The sequence below is a fragment of the Polyangium jinanense genome (assembly GCF_028435365.1).
Genome location: NZ_JAGTJJ010000001.1, coordinates 285,998 through 303,172, shown reverse-complemented (window position 1 = coordinate 303,172; position 17,175 = coordinate 285,998). Strand labels below are relative to the sequence as shown.

Here is a 17,175-nt window from a genome sequence, read left to right as displayed (position 1 = left end):
CGTCGGCCCCGGCGCGCCGTTCGAGGTAGGGAGGCCCGGCTACGGAGCCGGGCTTCAGTAAAGCTCGCCGACGAGCGAGACACCTGCGCCGGGGCCCTGAACCGGCATGATGGAGGGGCCGAGGATGCGCGCGAACTTGGGGTGATTGCCGATGCCCATGGTCGTCGCGGGCGCCTGGGTCGTTTGGCTCTTGGACTCGGGCGCGCCGATGAGCGCGCCGCCGGCCGCGCCGAGCAGGGAGAGGACTCCCTGGAAGATCAGGCCGCTGCGCGGATCAGCGTCGTCCGAGAGCGCATAAAACGGATAGACGAGCGCAGAGACGGCGGCGCCCGCGCCGAAGCCGCCCCACATCCACCCGAGCTGGTTCCACGACGGCGTCCACACCGCGGAGACGCCCGCGGCCGCGACCATGCCGAGGTTGTAGCCAATCAGGCCGCCGAGGAAGACGCCGTCGTTGGCCCACGCGCTCCACGATCCGCTGCTGCCGCCGCCGCCGAACGCGCCGCCCGCAATCGCGCCCCAGAGCGCCGCCGAGCCGACGAACATGCTCGTCTGCGGGCGATACTTGAGGCCGTAATGCGTGAGGAAGCCGCCGACGCCGCCCAGGGTCGAGCTGATGACGTGGGCGCGGAAATATTGCTTCGGGCCCCACTCCTCGCCCGACTTGGCGGTGGTGTACTGGCGCGTCCAGATGAGCGCGGCCTCGCCCGAGCCGAGCATGATGCCGGTGGCGATCGCGGAGGGGCGGCCGAGGGGCATCTTTGGTCGGTCGAGGAAGAACATCGCGGTCGGCGCGGCGGCGCCGAAGAGCGCGGGCGCGATGAGCGCGAGGCCGGGGTTTTCCGTTTCCGCTTCGAGATCGATCCAGACGCCGGTGGTCACGCCCCAGGCGATCGAGGCGCCGTAGAGGTAGCCCATCTCGAGCTTCGTCCGATCCTGCACGAGCGGGACGACGGGCTGCGCTGACGGACAGGGCGGGCCATAGGGCTGCTGCACGCAGGGCTGCTGGCCATACGGTTGCTGCCCATAAGGTTGTTGACCATAAGGTTGCTGGCCATAAGGTTGCTGCCCATACGGCTGTTGGCCATACGGCTGTTGGCCATACGGCTGCTGACCGTACGGGTTTTGCTGCGGCTGCGTGGGTTGCTGCGGCTGCGTGGGCTGCTGCGGGATGAGCGGCGGCAGGCCCGGGATCGTGGGCAGGCCGGGGAGCGTGGGCTGCTGTTGCGGGGGCTGCTGCGGCTGGTTCGGATCCGGCTGCGGCGCGGGCTGCTGCGGGACGAGCGGCGGCAGGCCCGGGATCGTGGGCAGCGTCGTCGGCAGCGGGAAGGGCTGCGGAGGCGGCGGCTGACCGGACGGATCCGGGACCGGGTTTTGCGCCGCGGCGGTCGCGGCGACGCCAAGGGAAAGAGCTGCAGCAAGGAGAGCGAACCAACGCGCACGTAGCATCGCGCCAGAGAGTCTACACCTTTCCAGCTCTCCTGCCTTCTTCTGCGCAATGTCGACCGCGTCGGCGAGGCGCGATCGGGCGCGTCATTCCTTGCGCAGCGACCGGTTCATGAGGTCCACGACCGCCTGGAGCGCGGGCTTTTGCTCGTAGAGCACGCGGTAGACCTCGGTCGTGATGGGCATGTCGACGTCGAGCTTCACCCCGAGATCGTAGGCGCTCTTTGCGGTCTTGACGCCCTCGGCGACGTGGCCGAGGTGCGTGAGCACGTCGTCGAGCGTGCGCCCACGCCCCATCTCGTAGCCGACGGTTCGATTGCGCGAGAGCTCGCCGGTGCACGTGAGCACGAGGTCGCCGAGCCCGGAGAGACCCGCGAGCGTGAGGGGACTGCCGCCCTTGACCATCGCGATGCGGGCGATCTCCGCGAGGCCACGCGTGATCAAGCCGGCGCGCGCATTGTGCCCGAAGCCGAACCCGTCGGCGGCGCCCGCCGCGATGGCCACCACGTTCTTCAGCGCCCCGCCGACCTCCACGCCGACGACGTCGTCCGACTGATAGACGCGCAGCCGTTCCGTGGCGAACGCGTGCTGCACCGCGACGGTCTCGTCGTTGCTTTTGCCCGCGACGACGACGGCCGTCGGTTGCCCCGCGGCGACCTCCTTCGCGAAGCTCGGGCCCGACAAATACGACAGCCGCGGCTCCACGCCGCGCCCGAGTTCGTCGACGAGCACCTCGCTCATCAACATGAGCGAGTCGTTCTCGATGCCCTTCGTCGCGCTGCAGATGAGCGCGCGGTTCGGGATGTACGGCCGCGCGAGCTTCACGACCTCGCGCATCGCGTGCGAGGGCACGACGAGCACGACGAGCTCGGCGCCGGCGAGCGCTTCTTCGAGGTCGCCGGTCGCGCGCAGCGTCGGCGGCAGCGGGGCCGAGGGCAGGTACCGCTCGTTGACGCGTCGCTCGTTGATGAGGAGCGCGAGCTCTTCGCGGTGCGACCAGAGGAACGTCGGGTTTTGTTTGTCTGCGAGGACCTTCGCGAGCGCCGTGCCCCACGCGCCCGCGCCGAGGACTGCCACCTTCGACATGAGGCAAAAACGCTATCACCGCTTTCGACGCTTGGGGCTGCGCTCGGACAAGCCGAGCTCTGCCCCAAACCCCGCAACGCTTGGGGCTCCCGCTCGGACAAGCCGAGCTGCGCCCCAAACCTGCCCGAGGCCGGGCGTATGCACTATTCTCCCCCGCCATGTCCTTCCGTGCCGTCACAGCGCGCCTCCTCTCCGTCGCTTTCGCGCTCTCCTTCGTGGGCGCGAGCTGCGGCCAGACGTCGCTCGCGGTGATGCCCGGCGTCGTGAACGATCCGGGCAACCTCACGCTCCGCCGCGGCATCTTCTCGTTCGCGCGCGGCCAGATCTGTAGCGAAGTGCAGAAGCGCAGCGTGCCGCTCAAGCTGCGCGAGGAAGATCCCGCGACGGGTCGCTTCTTCCCGCTCTCCTGCGCCGCGCAGGAGCTCGCCTCGGGCAACCTCTTCCTGCAGTTCGGGGGCTACGGCTATGCCTGGACCAACATCACGAAGCGCATCGGCTTCGATGCGAGCGCGGCCGTGGAGTACGACCACGACTTCCTGATGGATGGCAGCACGATGTACGTCTACTTCCGCGAGCACGCGACGAGCGCCACGACGTTCAGCTCGCGCCTCGTCGAGCAGCCGCCCGCGCCCGGCGCCTTCGGCCTGCCCGGCGGATCAACGCAGGGCTTCCTCGATCAGGTCGGCGGCGCTGTCCTGAAGAAGGAGATCAGTCGCGGATTCACGGTCATCCGTGATGCCGACGGCAGCGTCGACTTCGGCCTCGGCGTCGTCGAGAAGGGCAAGCGGCCGGGTTCGCCGTACAAGACCGCGGACAACGGAAGGCTCGTGCTCACGAACGAGCGCGTCGAGGTGCATCAGAACCAGCGTGATTACGCGGGGCCCTTCGAGGTGAAGGGGAAGGGGCAGGCCCTCTACCTCAGCGTGGCGGTCGACGGCGCGCCCGCGGTCGACGTGATCGTCGTGCATCGCGGGGTGGGTGACGCGTGGTTGCAGCAGTACACGACGAACGCGACGCTCGGGCCTTCGCCCGCGCCCCCCGTCCTGGACGAGCCCGTGACGAGCGGCATGGTGTGGCGAAGACCGCTGCCGCTGCCGGCCGGGCAGTACTACGTGGTCTTCGACAACACGGCGGCGGCCGGCAGGACGGCTCCGCCCAGCGCGGCCGGTGATGACCGAGCCGCACTCGTGAGTTACGCGGTCGAAGTCGGGGCCGCACCTTGAGCTACGCGGCGCCTCTCGCCCTTGCCCTGCCCCAGGGCGGCGTATAGAAAGGCTACCCCCTTGGCAACCACGCCGGAAGAACGGTCTCCCGAGAGCTCGCCCGCCCTCGCCAAAGAAGGCGGCGCGACGGAGGGATCCGACCCGTCTCCCTCGCCCCGGCCGAACACGGGCAGCGCCGGACCGACCTGGCTCCGTGGACTTTTCTACGCGATCTGGATCGTCACGCTCCCGTTTGTCCTGGCCATCCTCGCCGTCTGGCTTCTGACCCCGGCACCCGGGGACGCCTCGGCCGGAGCCCTGCGCGTCTTCGTCGGGGATCAGCAGATTCCATCGGGCATCGTGCTCTTCACGATCTTCGCGATGCTCGCGTGGCACTACCGCTACGAGCTCCCGCTCTCGAGCGCGATCAGCATCGGGCGCAAGGACGTCCCGCCGCAAGCGCGGGCGCGGTACGAGGAGGCGCAAGCGCTCGTCGACGAGGCGCGGCGCATCCTCAAGCAGAACACGCGCGAGGTGGAGAAGGGTCTCCGGGCCGCCGAGCGCGAGCGCCTCGAGGAGGCGCTGCGTGGCCTCGAGAAGGTGATGACCGCCGAGACGTTCGATCTCGCGGAGTTCGACGCGGCCCACACGCGGGCCGACCGCGCGGTCGGCGAGCACCTGTCGCGCTGGCGCAAAGGCGAGATGCGCGAGTACGCCGAGTCGATCGGCGTGGCCGTGGCGGTCGCGCTCATCCTGCGCGCGTTCGTGATCGAGGCGTTCAAGATCCCGAGCGGCTCGATGATCCCGAGCCTGATGATCGGCGATCACATCTTCGTGAACAAACTGACCTACGGCCCGCTGATCCCGTGGACGGAGAAGCGGCTCTTCTCGAGCCTGCCGCCCACGCGCGGGGACGTGATGGTCTTCAAGTTCCCGGAGAACAAGGAGCAAGACTTCATCAAGCGGGTGATCGCGGCCCCCGGCGACACGCTGGAGGCGATCAACGGCCGCCCGATCATCAACGGCTGGCTCGTGCCGCACTGCTACGTCGGGCGGTACGGGAGCGACGGCTGGCTCTACGTGGAGTACCTGGAGGACAAGTCGTACTTCACGCTGTTCGCGCACGACGACACGCACCCGAACGGTCCCGACGAACCCGTGTGCAAAGGGCAAGAGGACTGCGGGATCGGGCAGTCGTGCAAGGCGGGGATCTGCGGCCATCACCAGGGCCCGTTCAAGGTGGGCGCGAACGAGGTGTGGGTGATGGGCGACAACCGCTACAACAGCCACGACTCGCGAAGCTGGCGCGGCGGGATGGGCGCGGGCGTGCCTTTCGAGAACATCAAGGGCCGCGCGATGTTCGTGTGGATGAGCTTCGCGCCGGGCGGCGGTATCGCGCAGGACAGGCTCTTCGTGAACGTGATGGGCCGTCCGAAGCTCCCTGGCGGGCTCGACGCTTCGCTGCAAGCAGGCCTCGACAAGTGCATGCGCGAGCGCCCGCCGGTCTCACAGACGACGCCGCCGCCGGGTCGCAAGCTGCGTTAGCCCGCTGCGTCAAGCAGCGTTCGCTCGCCTTGGGACTTGCGCAGTCGCGTGCCGCGACGACACTGGCCGACGTGTCTTTCGAGGAGGCGCACAACGTGAGCGACGCGATGCAGGCCCTGACGTACGACCGCGAGACCGATCCGTGGGACAACACCACGGGCCTGCGAAAGACCGAAGTCGAGCGGCCGCGCATCGACGAGGCGAGCGACTACCACGATCGGTCGATGGTGCTCATCAAGCCCATCATGACCGGCTTCTGCGGCTCGGATCGCGGCATCTGGTTCCGCACGGCCTTCAAGGACATGATCTTCAAGTCGCTCGAGCGCGACAAGAAGTCGTCCCGCGTGATCGGGCACGAGCTGCTCGGCCGCGTGGTGGAGATCGGCACGGACGCGAAGCGGCATTACGGGCTCGAAGTGGGCGACGTGGTGACGACGGAGAGCCACATCCCCTGCGGCGTTTGCTACCAGTGCCGCATCGGCGACACGCACGTTTGCGCCGACGACAAGATCATCGGCATCAGCGAGGACGGCTGCTTCGCCGAGCTCGTGAAGCTGCCCGCGAAAAACCTCTGGCGGACGGACATCACGAAGATCCGGCCGGAGGTCGCGGCGATCCAGGAGCCGTTCGGCAACGCGGTGCACGCGTGCACGAAGGTGAACCTGCGCGGCAAGCGCGTGGCGATCGTCGGATGCGGGACGATCGGTCTGTTCGCCGTGGCGGTCGCGCGGGCGATGGGCGCGAACTACATCATCGGCGTCGAGCCGATGGAGAGCCACGCGGAGATGGCGCGGCGGCTCGGCGCGGACGTGGTGCTCCGGCCGCAGTTGCAGAACGGTTCGAAGGACAAACCGCACAAGAGCGATCCGGAGCTGACGGAGCGCATCCGGAAGCTGACGGACGGCGTCGGCGTGGACGTGGCGCTCGAGATGAGCGGCGTGAACTCGAGCGTGAACAACGCGATTCACGCGGTTCGTCGTGGCGGCGACGTGATCCTGTTCGGCTTGAAGAGCGGCGACGCGGTGATCGAGAACTTCGATCGGCTGATCGTCGACGGCATCAGCCTGCACAGCGTGATCGGCCGCCGGATCTTCGAGACGTGGCACATCACGCGGCATCTTCTGGAGTCGCGTGATCCGAACATCCACGACCTCATCTGGGAGGTCATCCTGAAGCGCGGCGAGGGGACGATGTTCGACTTCCGGGAGTACGACGCGTCGGACTTCCAGAAGGCGATCACGACCTACCCCAAGGTCGTCATTCGCTACTGATTCGAAACACCCTCACCCCCAGCTCGAAACACCCTCACCCCCAGCCCCTCTCCCGTTCCCGGGAGAGGGGTGGAGAGGCGCGTTTTCAGCTCAGGACGCCGAGCTTCTTGCCAACGCGGGTAAACGCCTCGATCGCGTGCTCCACGTGCTCGGGCGTGTGCGCGGCGCTGAGCTGCACGCGGATGCGGGCCTCGCCCTTCGGCACCACCGGGTACGAGAAGCCGATCACGTAGATCCCTTCCTCCAGCATCGCCGCGGCCATCTCGCCCGCGAGGCGCGCGTCGCCCAGCATGATCGGCACGATCGGGTGGATGCCCGGCTTGATGGTGAAGCCCGCCGCCGTCATGCCCTCGCGGAAGCGGCGCGCGTTCGACATCAGCCGCTCGCGCAGCGCGGGCTCGCGCTCGAGCAGCTCGAAGACTGCGATCGATGCGCCCGCGATCGGCGGCGCGACCGTGTTCGAGAACAGGTACGGCCGCGAGCGCTGGCGGAGCAGGTCGATGATCTCGCGCCGGCCCGTGGTGAAGCCGCCGCTCGCGCCGCCGAGGGCCTTGCCGAGCGTGGACGTCATGACGTCGATGCGGTGCAGGACGCCGCACTCCTCGGGCGTGCCGCGGCCCGTCGCGCCGATGAAGCCCGTCGCGTGCGAGTCGTCGACCATCACCATCGCGCGGTACTTGTCCGCGAGATCGCAGATCACGTCGAGCTTCGCGAGGTAGCCGTCCATCGAGAAGACGCCGTCGGTCGCGATCATGCGGATGCGCTTGTCCTGCGTCTTGCGCAGCGCGTCCTCGAGCGCGGCCATGTCGCCGTTCGTGTAGCGGTGGCGCTCGGCCTTGCAGAGACGGATGCCGTCGATGATCGAGGCGTGGTTCAGCGCGTCGGAGATGATCGCGTCTTCCTCGCCGAGCAGCGTCTCGAAGAGGCCGCCGTTTGCGTCGAAGCACGACGAGTAGAGGATCGTGTCGTCGGTGCCGAAGAAGCGGCTGATCGTGCCTTCGAGTTGCTTGTGCAGGTCCTGCGTGCCGCAGATGAAGCGGACGCTGGAGAGGCCGAACCCGTGCGTGTCGATGGCGTGTTTGGCCGCCTCGATGACCGCGGGATGCGAGGACAGGCCGAGGTAGTTGTTCGCGCAGAAATTCAAAACCTCGCGCGGCGCGGCGCCTGCGGGGCCGCCGGTCGTGCGGATGTTCGCGCCCTGGGGCGTCGTGATGACGCGCTCGTCCTTGTAGAGGCCGGCCGAACGGATTTCGCTGAGGGTTTGGGCGTAGATGGACTTCGCGACGTCGAACATGGCGCGCGCAGTCTAGATCGAGGGGCGTTCGTGGTCGATGCCCGCGGCTCGCACACGGAATCGCGCCATTCCCCGAATCACGCGCAGGAGCGCGCAACCGCGGCCACTCGTCGGGTAGCCCGCGAACCCCGATAAGGGCCACGCATCCTTCGCGCGCGTCGAGGTCCGTGCCACCCACTTCATCGAATGTGGCACGAGCTGCAAGCGTGACGGCTGGGTGGGGAGGCCCATTGAAGGAGGAAGCATGAGGGAAACGAGGCATTTCCGCCTCTTGTGCCCCATCGCCGTGACGGGACTCCCCCTTGCCGTTTCTCGATCGAAATCAATTGTCATGGAAAGCCCTGCCTCGGCGGGGCTTTCCGCTATTTGGGGGAAAACTCGGGAAGCGAGAGGCGTGTGCCCGGGGGCAAACCTCGCATCGTCGGGTCGTCGAGGTATTTCTGCACGTAGGCGCGCTTCGCGGCGATCACGTCCTTCAGCGCGGGCGAGGCGCTCGCCGCGATGTCGTCGAGCGCGCGGGCCAGGAATTCGGCCGTCCGGGGCACGGTGAGGGTTTGTCCGCGGAGAATTTCGATTTTCTCCGCGTCCGTGGGCGCCGCACGGAGCGCCTCGATCACGACGAGCTCGGGCAATACGTCCATCGCGAGGCACTGCACGACTTGCATGCGACGCATGCCCTCGCCCCCGTCGAAGGCCGCGAGCACGGCATTTTCGGTGTCGTCGTACGAGACGAGGATCCAGGGGTCGCCGATCTTCGGCGGCGGCGAGACACGAATGCCCTCGTTCGGAAGGTCGAAGCCGGAGATGTGCCGCGCGGACAAACGCGCGCCGAGCCGCTCGGGGTGGTCGAGCGGCGGGAGGATGCAGACGGCCGCGACATACGCGACGAACGCGGGCGACGTGGCCCTCGCGAGCGCCGCGTCGACGTGCGCCTGCGTGAGGCGCGCGGGCAGGCCGCTGCTCGGTCCGACGGCCGGGCGCAGGGTGATTCGGCGGCTGCCGCTGCCGAAGAAGGCGAGCGCGACGAGAAGCACGATCCCGGCGAGACCAACGGGGAGCCTGCGATTTCCGAGGCGCGCGGCGACCCGCGGGCGGTCGAGGGCCACGACGAGCGCCATGAGCCCGAGCACGGCGACGTAAAAACCCAGGAAATGGCCGCCCGACATGCCTCCGCTCATGGGAGGACCCTAGCAGCCGGGAGCGACGGGCGTTTCACCCGCGGGAGGGTCGGGATACGATGAAGTTTCGTGGAGGTGGGCATGGCCAGTCGCTGGGTGACAAGGTGCTTTGTTATCACGTGGCTCGGCGCCTTCGGGGCCGGGTGCGTCGATCCGGGGCGAGAGGACAGGGCGCTCGCCGAGATCGATGCCGTGCGGCGGGAGTCCGCCGCGCGGGAGACGCAGATTCGCGTGCTGGAGGAGCGGCAAGCCGCGTTCACGCAGCAGATGGCCATGGTGATGGCCCTGGCGCAAGCGAGCTATGGCCGCGACGCGCGGAGGGACAAGGACGACGAGCGCGACCAGCGGATCGCCGAGATGGCCGCCCGGCTCGCCCGCGTCGAGGGCATGGTGTCGCGCATCCACGCGACGGACGTGCCGCCCGAGGGCGACGCCGCGGCGGCCCGGCGCGCGTCGGAGCAAGGCTCGGCCGAGGAGCGAGCGGCCGCGGTGCGCAAGGTGCAAGCGCTGCTCGATTCGGGGCAGGTGAAGGTGACGGTGCGCGGGGGGAAGGTGCAGATTTCGCTGTTGCGCCCGCTCGACGCGAAGGATCCGTACACGGGCAAGGACGCGCCGCCGCCGAAGCCCTCGACGCCGCCGCCGCAGTTGGAGGCGGACATGCTGCAGTGGCGTTGAGCTAGCCCGTTCGTTCGTCACAACATGCTGCGCTTGCCCATGTCCGTGGGGCCCACGCCGAGGCAGCGGAGCCCGTGGCCGCATTCGAGCGACGATCGGCAAGGTTTGTCCGCGGCGACCACGCCGCACGAGGCCGTCACACGCCGCGGGGAGCGTCGTGCTCGCTGACGGTGCGGCCTCTCGGCCCGCGTCCTTCCCGCACGTGCAGCCGCTGAACAAGCCGAAAACGATGGGCAGAAGGTAAGCGGGCCTCATGCGTGGTCATCGCATCGCAGACACGGTCGCCGCCCAGCAAGGCGTTTTTTTGATACGTTTTCGCGGGGCCGGAGAGGCCCGTTGCGCGTAGCGCGTGAAGCCATCGTGCCCCCGAGCGAGCGTATCTCCCGAACCCCGAGCAAGCGTTGCCGCGCAGCCCTGCTCGTCCTCGTGATCCCCGCCTGCAACAAGGCGCTCGCGGCGTTCCTCGCGTCGAAGGACAAGGACCACGACGAGGCGCTCGCGCCAAAGAAGGCGAGAAGCTCGTGCGCGAGGCGCTCGCCATGAACCCGCACTTCGATGCGGCCGCCGTGGCCGAAGCGAAGAAGCTCCTCGGCGAGGGAGGTTAGCGCGTGCGATCTCGCGCCCTCTTCGCCGTGCTGATCACGCTCCTCGGCGCGCTCGTTTTGCTCCTGCCGCGGGTCGCGTCGGCCCATCAGGTGGGTTTGTCCCGGGGCGAATACAAGATCGACGGGGCCACGATCACCGCGGAGCTCGTCTTCGCGCGGCGTGAGGTGCTCTCGCTCGTCCGGAGCATGGACGAGAACGGCGACGGCGCGATTTCACCGACCGAGATCCAGCACGCACGCGAGGCGCTCGGCCGCGCGGTGGTTGATCGCGTCTCCGTACGCGCTGGCGAGGGCGTTTGTCCAGGGACGCTCGACGACGCGTTCCTCGTGGAAGAGGACGGTTTTTCCGTGCGCATCGTGTACCGATGCCCCGCGTCTCCGCGAGCCGTGCGCGTGCGCCTCGACGTGCTCGACGATCTCCCCTACGGCCACCGCCACATCGCGCGCGCGGACGTGGGCACAGGGCCCACCGAGCACGTGCTCTTCGGCGCGAATCGCGAGATCGGGATCGCGGGTTTGCCCGGGGGCGGCGAGGCCCCGGCGGCGCCAAAAGCCAAGCACGAAAGCGAAGGCTTCTTCGGCTTTTTCCGGATGGGCATCGAGCACATCCTGTTCGGCTACGACCACCTCGTTTTCCTCTTCGGCCTCGTGCTCGTCGGCGGCCGTCTGCGCGCGCTCTTGCTCGTCGTCACGGCGTTCACGGTGGCGCATTCGATCACGCTCGGGCTCGCCGTGCTCGGGATCTGGGCGCCGAGTGGGCGGATCGTGGAGCCGATCATCGCGCTCTCCGTCGCGTACGTCGGGGTCGAGAACCAGTTCGTGAAGGACGCCGAGAACCGCTTTCGCATCACGTTTCCGTTTGGCCTCGTGCACGGCTTTGGGTTCGCAGGTGCGCTCGGGGAAATTGCGCTCCCGCGGCCGCAGATTCCGGGGGCGCTGCTCGCGTTCAACCTGGGCGTCGAGGCCGGGCAGCTCGCCGTGCTCGCGGTCGTGCTGCCGCTGCTCGTCACGGCGCAGAAGCGCAAATGGTTGGAGAAGCGCGGCGTGAAGATCCTGAGCCTCGGCATTGCCGCGCTCGGGCTCGTGTGGTTTGTCCTGCGAATCGTGGACGCGGACGGCTGACGTCAGCGCTTTTGATCGTCCGGGACCAGGGCGGGGACCGGAATCGAGACGCGCGGCGGGGGCGGGACGAAGGGGCGGGGCACGCGGATCGAGGCGGCGACCTGCGCGACCTCGGGGAACATCTTGCCGATCCCCTCGACGAACGCCGCGCGGGAGGTGTCGTCGGGCGACCGCGCCGAGGCCCCGGCCGTCGCGAGCGCGGCCGAGAGCTCGTAATACCAGGCCGAAAGAGATGCGTGCGCCTCCAGGAGATCCCGGAGCGTCTCCTCCGACACGATGACATTTTTACCCATACCCGCTCAGCATAACCCAGGAGCGCGTTAGCCAGGCAGCCAGAGCAGGCCTTCCATGATGGGTTCGAGGCAACTGACGACCTGCGAGCCGACATCTCCACACGAGAGGTTTTTCAGGCAAACCTCGAACGCCATGCGGCCGCGCCGGTTCATCGCGCCGACAGCGCGCTCGAGGTGCGGCGCGAGGCCATTGCCGAGCTCGCCCCGGCACTCGTCGTACGTGGCCTCGCCGCAACGGGCCATGCGCCCGCAGATCGCCGTGACGTACGGCGTGATCTCCTCGACCCTCACCTCCACCGCGTCGAGCGCGGACGAGCCGCAGCGGCTCACCTCGGCCGCGTAGGCGCTCGTGAACGGGTCGCCGTCGAACTTGTCGAGCGCGGCGCGCGAGCAGCTCGCCGTGCGCCGTAGCATCTCCGGCGACGCCATCGTCTTCGCCTCGATGCACTCGTCCCGGCTCGGCCAGCGCTCCTTGTCGCCCGTGGCGCGGTGGTAGAGCGCTTCGAGGTACTCGCACCAGACGCGCTGCGCGGCTCGTTCGTCGGCCGCTTCCACGACGGCCGGATCTTCGGTGGTTCCCGCGACCTTCACGATGTTCGGATTCGCCGAGCGGGCGGCCCGGTTTCCCTTCGGCGCGGCTCCACAACCGGCCGCCGCGAAGGCGGCGGAGGCCGTGGCGAGCGAAAGCAGGAGAGCGCCGAGGGAGCGACGACGGAGTTTGCGTGACACGAGCCACCTGACCTTCCCGGGCGGAAGCCCACGGACGAGAGGGGGCAAACAACGGGCCTCGGTGATGGGCAGATCGGAGCCGCTTTCGAGAGGACGTCCGGGCTGCAAGGGGGTTCGGGGGCGTAGCTCGGCGTGTCCGAGCGTAGCCCCCGAGCGTCGAAAAAAACCTCAAGGCCGCGCGATCATCAGCGCTTTGAAGAGCGGTCCTTCGAACTCGGGGCCCATCGCGATCCGCGGGACGTTGAGCGGGTCCGCTCGGTCGCGCATGCAGAAGCCCGTCGCGTTCGTGAAGCCGAGGTCGAAGCCCGCGTCGCGAGCGACACGCAGGAACGGCCCCTGCACCTGATGGCCCACGGGATACGCCACGGTGCGCACGTCCTCTTCGAGCACGTCGGAGAGCACGCGGCGCGATCGTCCGAGATCGGAGAGCGCTTCGTCGGGCGTCATCGTGGCGATCACGCGGTGCTCGTGCGAATGCGAGGCGACGCTCATCCCGGCGTCCGCGAGCGCCCGGACCTCGCGGAAGCTCATGATGGTGCGCGTCGCGATCGAACGCTCCTCCGCGGGGTCGAGCGTGACGTCGACGGCGCGCGAGAGCTCCTCGAAGAAGCGCGCGAGATCGAGTCCCGGCGTGCGCTTGACGAGCCCGAGCAAGAAGCGCTTGGCGGCGGCGGGATCACGCCCGAGGTCGAGCACGATCGGGCGCGGATACGTGAGCACGAGCGTGCGCTTCTGGCAGCGCCGGAGGAGCAGCGCGATGCGATCCCACCAGAACATGCGCCCCGCGTCGGGGAAGGCCGTGGGGACGAAGAACGTCGCGGTCGCGCCGGCTTTCTTCAGAATGGGCAGCGCGACGTCATGGCAATCGCGATAGCCGTCGTCGAAGGCCAGCATCACGGCGTTCGCGGGCAGCGGCCCGCCCCGGAGGAAGCGCCGCACGTCGGGCAGCGACACGAACGCGCCGTGCTGCTTCACCACCTTGATCTGCTCGGCGAGCCCGCGCGCGTCGGTCTCGCGCACGTCGGCGTCGAGCTCCCCCACGGCCGCGGCGTCGGCGATCCGATGGTACGTGAGCACCATGAGCGATCGCGTGGCGAGCTTCGTCCGCATGGAGAGCAGCCGGTCCAAGATTCCCAGCGTGTCGAGCGCACGCGCGAGCCGCGCACGCTTGGAAGGCCACGCCGTGGGGCGCACGGGGTCGAGGTACATCGAGGTGATGTAGTTCAGCACACTTTCTGCGAAGTGCCCGTGCCCCACGGTTGTGCTCGTTTGGCCCGATTTTTCCGTCTGTAGCGGTGTGGGACCTGCGCGGGCGGACAGGATCCGCCGACAGCGTGCCTGCGATTTGGGGAAGACGACTCGGCTCCGGTATGATCGCGCCAATGTTCCCGAGTGAGCCCGTTCCCGAGCGTATCGGGGCGTACAAAGTGCTCCGAAGGTTGTCCGGAGTGGGCTCGGCGGACGTGTACGTCGGACGCATGGAAGGCCCGATGGGCTTCTCGCGGCTCTGCACGCTGAAGCTCGTCCGGAACACGATCGAGGGCGACGCGCACTTCGCCGAGGAGCTCGTGCGCGAGGCGGCGATCTGCGCGGTGCTGAACCACCCGTCGATCCAGCGGATGTTCGACTTCTTCGAGCACGATAAGCACCTCGTGCTGGTGCTCGAGCACGTGGAAGGCGTGACGCTCGATCGGCTGCAGGACGTGCTCGGGCGGCAGAAGTCGAAGCTCGACGACCGGACCATCGCGTTCATCGGCCGCGCGCTCGGCGGCGCGCTCGCGCACGCGCACGCGGCGAAGGACGAGGAGGGGACGCCGACGCCCGTGATTCACCGGACGATGCACCCAGAGAACGTGCTGATCGGGTGGGACGGTCAGGTGCGGCTGACGGGGTTCGGGCTCGGGAAGATCCTCGGGCGGAGCCCGGACACGGTGGCGTTCGTGATCAAGGGCGCGCCGGGGTTCATGGCGCCGGAGCAGGCGCGCGGCGAACGCGTGACGCCAAAGGCGGACGTGTACGGGCTCGGGGTCCTGCTCTGGTCGCTCTACGCGGGGACGAAGCCGCCCGAGGTGGGCACGAGGCCGATGCCGCTCGCCGTGCTGCGGTCGGATCTGCCGAAGGAGCTGACGAACGCGATCGACGCGGCGCTGGAGCCGTCCCCGGACAAACGCAAGGTGTCGTGCCAGGAGCTCGAGCGGGTCCTGAACAAGGCGCGGGGGATCGAGGAGGGGCAGAAGGACCTCGAAGAGAAGGTCGCGCCGCTCAAGGGGCCGCGGTCGAAGGCGACCGAAGGGGACGTTCCGCGGCGGCGGTTGCCGCTCGAGTCGGTGCGGCCCGCGAAGCCGCCGCCGTCGAGCAAGCAGAGGCTGTCGGCGCCGCCTTCGCGGCCGCCGGGGCGTTTGTCGGAACGACCCGGGGACGGCGGTGATGGGCCGGCCTCGGTGTACCCGCTCTTGCGGGCCCTCGCCGAGCGCGTGCCGGGTCCGCCGAAGCTGCCGCTCGCGGTGGTCGAGGCCGAGGCGGATGTGCAGCCGGAGGCGCCCACGGTGCGGCCGGCGCAGACCCCGGCGGGCGCGGCGCGAGGGCCGTCGAAGCCGACGATCGCGGCGCCGCTCGGGGCCGTGGTGCCCGAGAGCGAGTGGAAGGAGTCGGTGCCGGACGAGGAGCTGTTCGACCAGCTCTTCGAGGACGCGACGTCGCGCTCGGGCATCAGCCTGGCGGCGATGGGGTTTTCCGCGGAGGAGCGGGAGAAGGCCGCGCTGGCGATCACCGAACCCGATCAGGTCACGGCGCGAAAAGACAGGGTGACGCCTCCACCAGGTCCGCCCACGCTCGGATCGGGCAAGGTCATGCCTGGACCGGCGAAGGTGCTGACCGGGACGGAGAAGGTCGTCCCGCCGGGGCCGAAAATCGCGGGCAGCGCGGACAAAGTCGTCCCCGGTCCTTCCAAGCTCACGCCCGGAGCGGGGAGGGTCGCGCCCGTTCCTCCCCCGCTCACGCCCGGAGCGGGGAAAGTCGACGCTGCGCCGGCCGATCTGGGTGCAGGTGCGCCCAAGGCCGTGCCGCCGACGCTGCCGGAGGTGCTCGATCCGGCGGCCGCAGGGAAGGTGGGGGGCAAGCGGCTGGAGCTCGCGGACACGGTGATGGCGCTGCCGAAGCTGCCGGAGCCGACGCCCGCGGCGCCGCCTGCGTTGCCGGCGTTCGCGCCGCCGCCCGTGCCGCCGGCCGCGCCGAAGCCGCCGCCGATGGCCGCGCCGCCGGTGCCGCCGCCGATGGCCGCGCCGCCCGTGGCGCCACCGATGGGCGCACCTCCGGGGTTGCCTCGGTTTGGGACGCCGGCGGCGCCGTCCGCGCCGGGGGCCGTTTCCAAGTCCGCGCCTCCTGCGGCTCCTGCGGCCGTCTCCGCCTCCGCGCCCCCAGCCGCACCCGCTGCCGAGCCCGCGCTCGCACCGGCGCAACCCGCCAGTCGAAAGAAGCGACCGCCGCCGCTTGCGCTTGCGATCGCAGGAGGCGCGGTCGCGTTGATCACCGCGGGGGCCGTCGTGATGCTCACGGGCGGCTCGGATCCGGACGCGAATCCGAACGCCGGCGCCTCGGCGTCGACCTCGGCCAAGCCTCCGCTTTCGACGCCCGAGACCCAGCCGTCCGACTCCGCCGTCGCGCCGCCGTCCACCGCGCCCTCGCCGCCTCCCGCGGGATACGGGCTCTTGACGGTGGTGTTTCCCTCGGAGGGAAACGTGTACGTGAGCGGAAAGAAGCTCGGCCGCACGAACGAGACGTTCCAGGCGCCGTGCGGCAGCAAGTTCGTGCGCGTGTCGAGCTCGGCCGAAGGGCGCTATCCGGAGTGGCTCTCGGCAGGGGAGACGGTGCTCGTGCCTTGCCAGGAAATGCTCCGGATCGAGGTCGTTCCTGGCAGGCCGCCGCCGCAGGTGCCGCGGAAGAAGAAGCGTTAAGCGGGAGCCGCGGGGGAAGGTTCGCCCGTGCGGGCGAGGCAGAAGGTGATCACGTCGCGCGCGCCCGCCTCGACGAGCGCATCGCGGCAGGCCGAGAACGTGGCTCCCGTGGTGGCGACGTCGTCGACGAGGAGGATTCTGCGACCTCGTACGGCTCGTGGGGCTCGCACGACGAACGCTCGCGCGACGTTCGTGCGTCGCTCGGCGCGTCCGAGGGTCGCCTGCTGCGGCGTGTTCCGAAGCCGCACGAGCGCGCGCGCCGCGAGAGGCACGCCGAGCTCGTCGGCGGCTGCATGCGCGAGCAGCGCCGCCTGGTTGTAGCCGCGCTCCGCGAGCCTTCGCGGATGTAGCGGTACGGGGATCACGAGGTCCACGACAGGCGCCTCCTCCCGCACGAGCCCGCGCAGGAGATGGCCGAGCGGGCGCCCGAGATCGGGCCGCTCCCCGTACTTGAACCGCTTCAGCGCGGCCGCGAGGGCGCCTCCGAACGCGGCGAACGCGAGCGGCTCGTCGGGCGTGTTCGCGGTTCGGACGACGGTCGCCGCGCACGGCTGGCAAAAGACGCGGTCGCGGCGCACGGGCGCATCGCAGGCCGCGCAGGCCGGAGGGCTGAGGGTGTCGAGCAGGGCGCGGGCGATCGCACGCGCGGCCAGGAACGCGAGAACGAAGGGACGCAAGAGGGGCATGCCCGAACATCGAAGCCAAAGGCCCCGAGTTGCGTCGCGGCGAACGAAATTCCGCGCAACGTCGCAGGGGTCGCTGTACGATTCGCGCGA

Annotated in this window: 16 protein-coding genes; 7 read left to right on the top strand and 9 right to left on the bottom strand. The window is 69.4% G+C overall.

All coding sequences use genetic code 11. The annotated features are described in order from the left end of the window. Positions 1 to 54: 54 nt before the first annotated feature. Positions 55 to 1,449, bottom strand: a complete 1,395-nt coding sequence (locus KEG57_RS01195) for a hypothetical protein (RefSeq protein ID WP_272418502.1) — start codon at positions 1,447 to 1,449, stop codon at positions 55 to 57. 84 nt (positions 1,450 to 1,533) lie between these two features. Further along, the gene (locus KEG57_RS01190; protein WP_272418503.1) at positions 1,534 to 2,532 is read right to left on the bottom strand and encodes an NAD(P)H-dependent glycerol-3-phosphate dehydrogenase; all 999 of its coding nucleotides are present in this window, start codon (positions 2,530 to 2,532) and stop codon (positions 1,534 to 1,536) included. Positions 2,533 to 2,690: 158 nt separating this feature from the next. Between KEG57_RS01190 and KEG57_RS01185 the strand changes: the two genes are divergently transcribed. The 3 genes from KEG57_RS01185 to KEG57_RS01175 all read left to right on the top strand — a co-directional run bounded on the left by KEG57_RS01185 (position 2,691) and on the right by KEG57_RS01175 (position 6,550). Continuing rightward, positions 2,691 to 3,755 carry a hypothetical protein gene (locus KEG57_RS01185; RefSeq protein ID WP_272418504.1) on the top strand — a complete coding sequence of 355 codons (1,065 nt, stop codon included), beginning with the start codon at positions 2,691 to 2,693 and terminating at the stop codon, positions 3,753 to 3,755. 60 nt (positions 3,756 to 3,815) lie between these two features. Then, positions 3,816 to 5,279, top strand: a complete 1,464-nt coding sequence (lepB, locus tag KEG57_RS01180) for a signal peptidase I (RefSeq protein ID WP_272418505.1) — start codon at positions 3,816 to 3,818, stop codon at positions 5,277 to 5,279. A gap of 71 nt (positions 5,280 to 5,350) precedes the next feature. Continuing rightward, complete coding sequence (locus KEG57_RS01175; RefSeq protein ID WP_272418506.1) at positions 5,351 to 6,550, top strand: zinc-binding dehydrogenase; 1,200 nt, start codon at positions 5,351 to 5,353, stop codon at positions 6,548 to 6,550. Between the two features lie 85 nt (positions 6,551 to 6,635). Here the strand turns inward: KEG57_RS01175 and kbl are convergent, their stop codons facing one another. Continuing rightward, positions 6,636 to 7,844 (bottom strand): glycine C-acetyltransferase, encoded by a 1,209-nt coding sequence (gene kbl / locus KEG57_RS01170; RefSeq protein ID WP_272418507.1) that lies wholly within the window; start codon positions 7,842 to 7,844, stop codon positions 6,636 to 6,638. 362 nt (positions 7,845 to 8,206) lie between these two features. Further along, entirely contained in the window at positions 8,207 to 9,022 is an 816-nt protein-coding gene (locus KEG57_RS01165; RefSeq protein WP_272418508.1) for a hypothetical protein, read from the bottom strand. Positions 9,023 to 9,103: 81 nt separating this feature from the next. Between KEG57_RS01165 and KEG57_RS01160 the strand changes: the two genes are divergently transcribed. Then, positions 9,104 to 9,697 (top strand): hypothetical protein, encoded by a 594-nt coding sequence (locus KEG57_RS01160; protein ID WP_272418509.1) that lies wholly within the window; start codon positions 9,104 to 9,106, stop codon positions 9,695 to 9,697. A gap of 17 nt (positions 9,698 to 9,714) precedes the next feature. Here the strand turns inward: KEG57_RS01160 and KEG57_RS01155 are convergent, their stop codons facing one another. Continuing rightward, complete coding sequence (locus tag KEG57_RS01155) at positions 9,715 to 9,837, bottom strand: hypothetical protein (RefSeq protein WP_272418510.1); 123 nt, start codon at positions 9,835 to 9,837, stop codon at positions 9,715 to 9,717. A 196-nt stretch (positions 9,838 to 10,033) separates the two neighbouring features. Between KEG57_RS01155 and KEG57_RS01150 the strand changes: the two genes are divergently transcribed. Both KEG57_RS01150 and KEG57_RS01145 read left to right on the top strand, forming a co-directional pair. Continuing rightward, positions 10,034 to 10,240, top strand: a complete 207-nt coding sequence (locus tag KEG57_RS01150) for a hypothetical protein (protein ID WP_272418511.1) — start codon at positions 10,034 to 10,036, stop codon at positions 10,238 to 10,240. A gap of 65 nt (positions 10,241 to 10,305) precedes the next feature. Then, a complete protein-coding gene (locus KEG57_RS01145) occupies positions 10,306 to 11,424 on the top strand; it encodes a HupE/UreJ family protein (RefSeq protein ID WP_272418512.1) in 1,119 nt (372 codons plus the stop codon). A gap of 2 nt (positions 11,425 to 11,426) precedes the next feature. Here the strand turns inward: KEG57_RS01145 and KEG57_RS01140 are convergent, their stop codons facing one another. From KEG57_RS01140 to KEG57_RS01130, 3 genes are all read right to left on the bottom strand, one after another. After that, positions 11,427 to 11,717, bottom strand: coding sequence for a hypothetical protein (locus KEG57_RS01140; protein WP_272418513.1), 291 nt, complete (start codon positions 11,715 to 11,717; stop codon positions 11,427 to 11,429). Between the two features lie 27 nt (positions 11,718 to 11,744). After that, entirely contained in the window at positions 11,745 to 12,446 is a 702-nt protein-coding gene (locus tag KEG57_RS01135) for a hypothetical protein (RefSeq protein WP_272458011.1), read from the bottom strand. A 168-nt stretch (positions 12,447 to 12,614) separates the two neighbouring features. Next, positions 12,615 to 13,703, bottom strand: coding sequence for a polysaccharide deacetylase family protein (locus tag KEG57_RS01130; RefSeq protein WP_272418515.1), 1,089 nt, complete (start codon positions 13,701 to 13,703; stop codon positions 12,615 to 12,617). A 113-nt stretch (positions 13,704 to 13,816) separates the two neighbouring features. On the opposite strand from KEG57_RS01130, the gene KEG57_RS01125 reads away from it, so the two are divergent. After that, positions 13,817 to 16,399, top strand: a complete 2,583-nt coding sequence (locus KEG57_RS01125; RefSeq protein ID WP_372518255.1) for a serine/threonine protein kinase — start codon at positions 13,817 to 13,819, stop codon at positions 16,397 to 16,399. On the opposite strand, the gene KEG57_RS01120 is transcribed toward KEG57_RS01125, so the two are convergent. Continuing rightward, entirely contained in the window at positions 16,396 to 17,085 is a 690-nt protein-coding gene (locus tag KEG57_RS01120; RefSeq protein WP_272418517.1) for a ComF family protein, read from the bottom strand. The two genes, KEG57_RS01125 and KEG57_RS01120, sit on opposite strands and share 4 nt — an antisense overlap. Positions 17,086 to 17,175 lie beyond the last annotated feature (90 nt).

What these genes read in the sequence shown, in the direction of transcription:
- KEG57_RS01195 (WP_272418502.1), bottom strand. Translation starts at nt 1,449, where the DNA reads ATGCTACGTGCGCGTTGGTTCGCTCTCCTTGCTGCAGCTCTTTCCCTT.
- KEG57_RS01190 (WP_272418503.1), bottom strand. Translation starts at nt 2,532, where the DNA reads ATGTCGAAGGTGGCAGTCCTCGGCGCGGGCGCGTGGGGCACGGCGCTC.
- KEG57_RS01185 (WP_272418504.1), top strand. Translation starts at nt 2,691, where the DNA reads ATGTCCTTCCGTGCCGTCACAGCGCGCCTCCTCTCCGTCGCTTTCGCG.
- kbl (WP_272418507.1), bottom strand. Translation starts at nt 7,844, where the DNA reads ATGTTCGACGTCGCGAAGTCCATCTACGCCCAAACCCTCAGCGAAATC.
- KEG57_RS01165 (WP_272418508.1), bottom strand. Translation starts at nt 9,022, where the DNA reads ATGAGCGGAGGCATGTCGGGCGGCCATTTCCTGGGTTTTTACGTCGCC.
- KEG57_RS01160 (WP_272418509.1), top strand. Translation starts at nt 9,104, where the DNA reads ATGGCCAGTCGCTGGGTGACAAGGTGCTTTGTTATCACGTGGCTCGGC.
- KEG57_RS01140 (WP_272418513.1), bottom strand. Translation starts at nt 11,717, where the DNA reads ATGGGTAAAAATGTCATCGTGTCGGAGGAGACGCTCCGGGATCTCCTG.
- KEG57_RS01125 (WP_372518255.1), top strand. Translation starts at nt 13,817, where the DNA reads ATGATCGCGCCAATGTTCCCGAGTGAGCCCGTTCCCGAGCGTATCGGG.
- KEG57_RS01120 (WP_272418517.1), bottom strand. Translation starts at nt 17,085, where the DNA reads ATGCCCCTCTTGCGTCCCTTCGTTCTCGCGTTCCTGGCCGCGCGTGCG.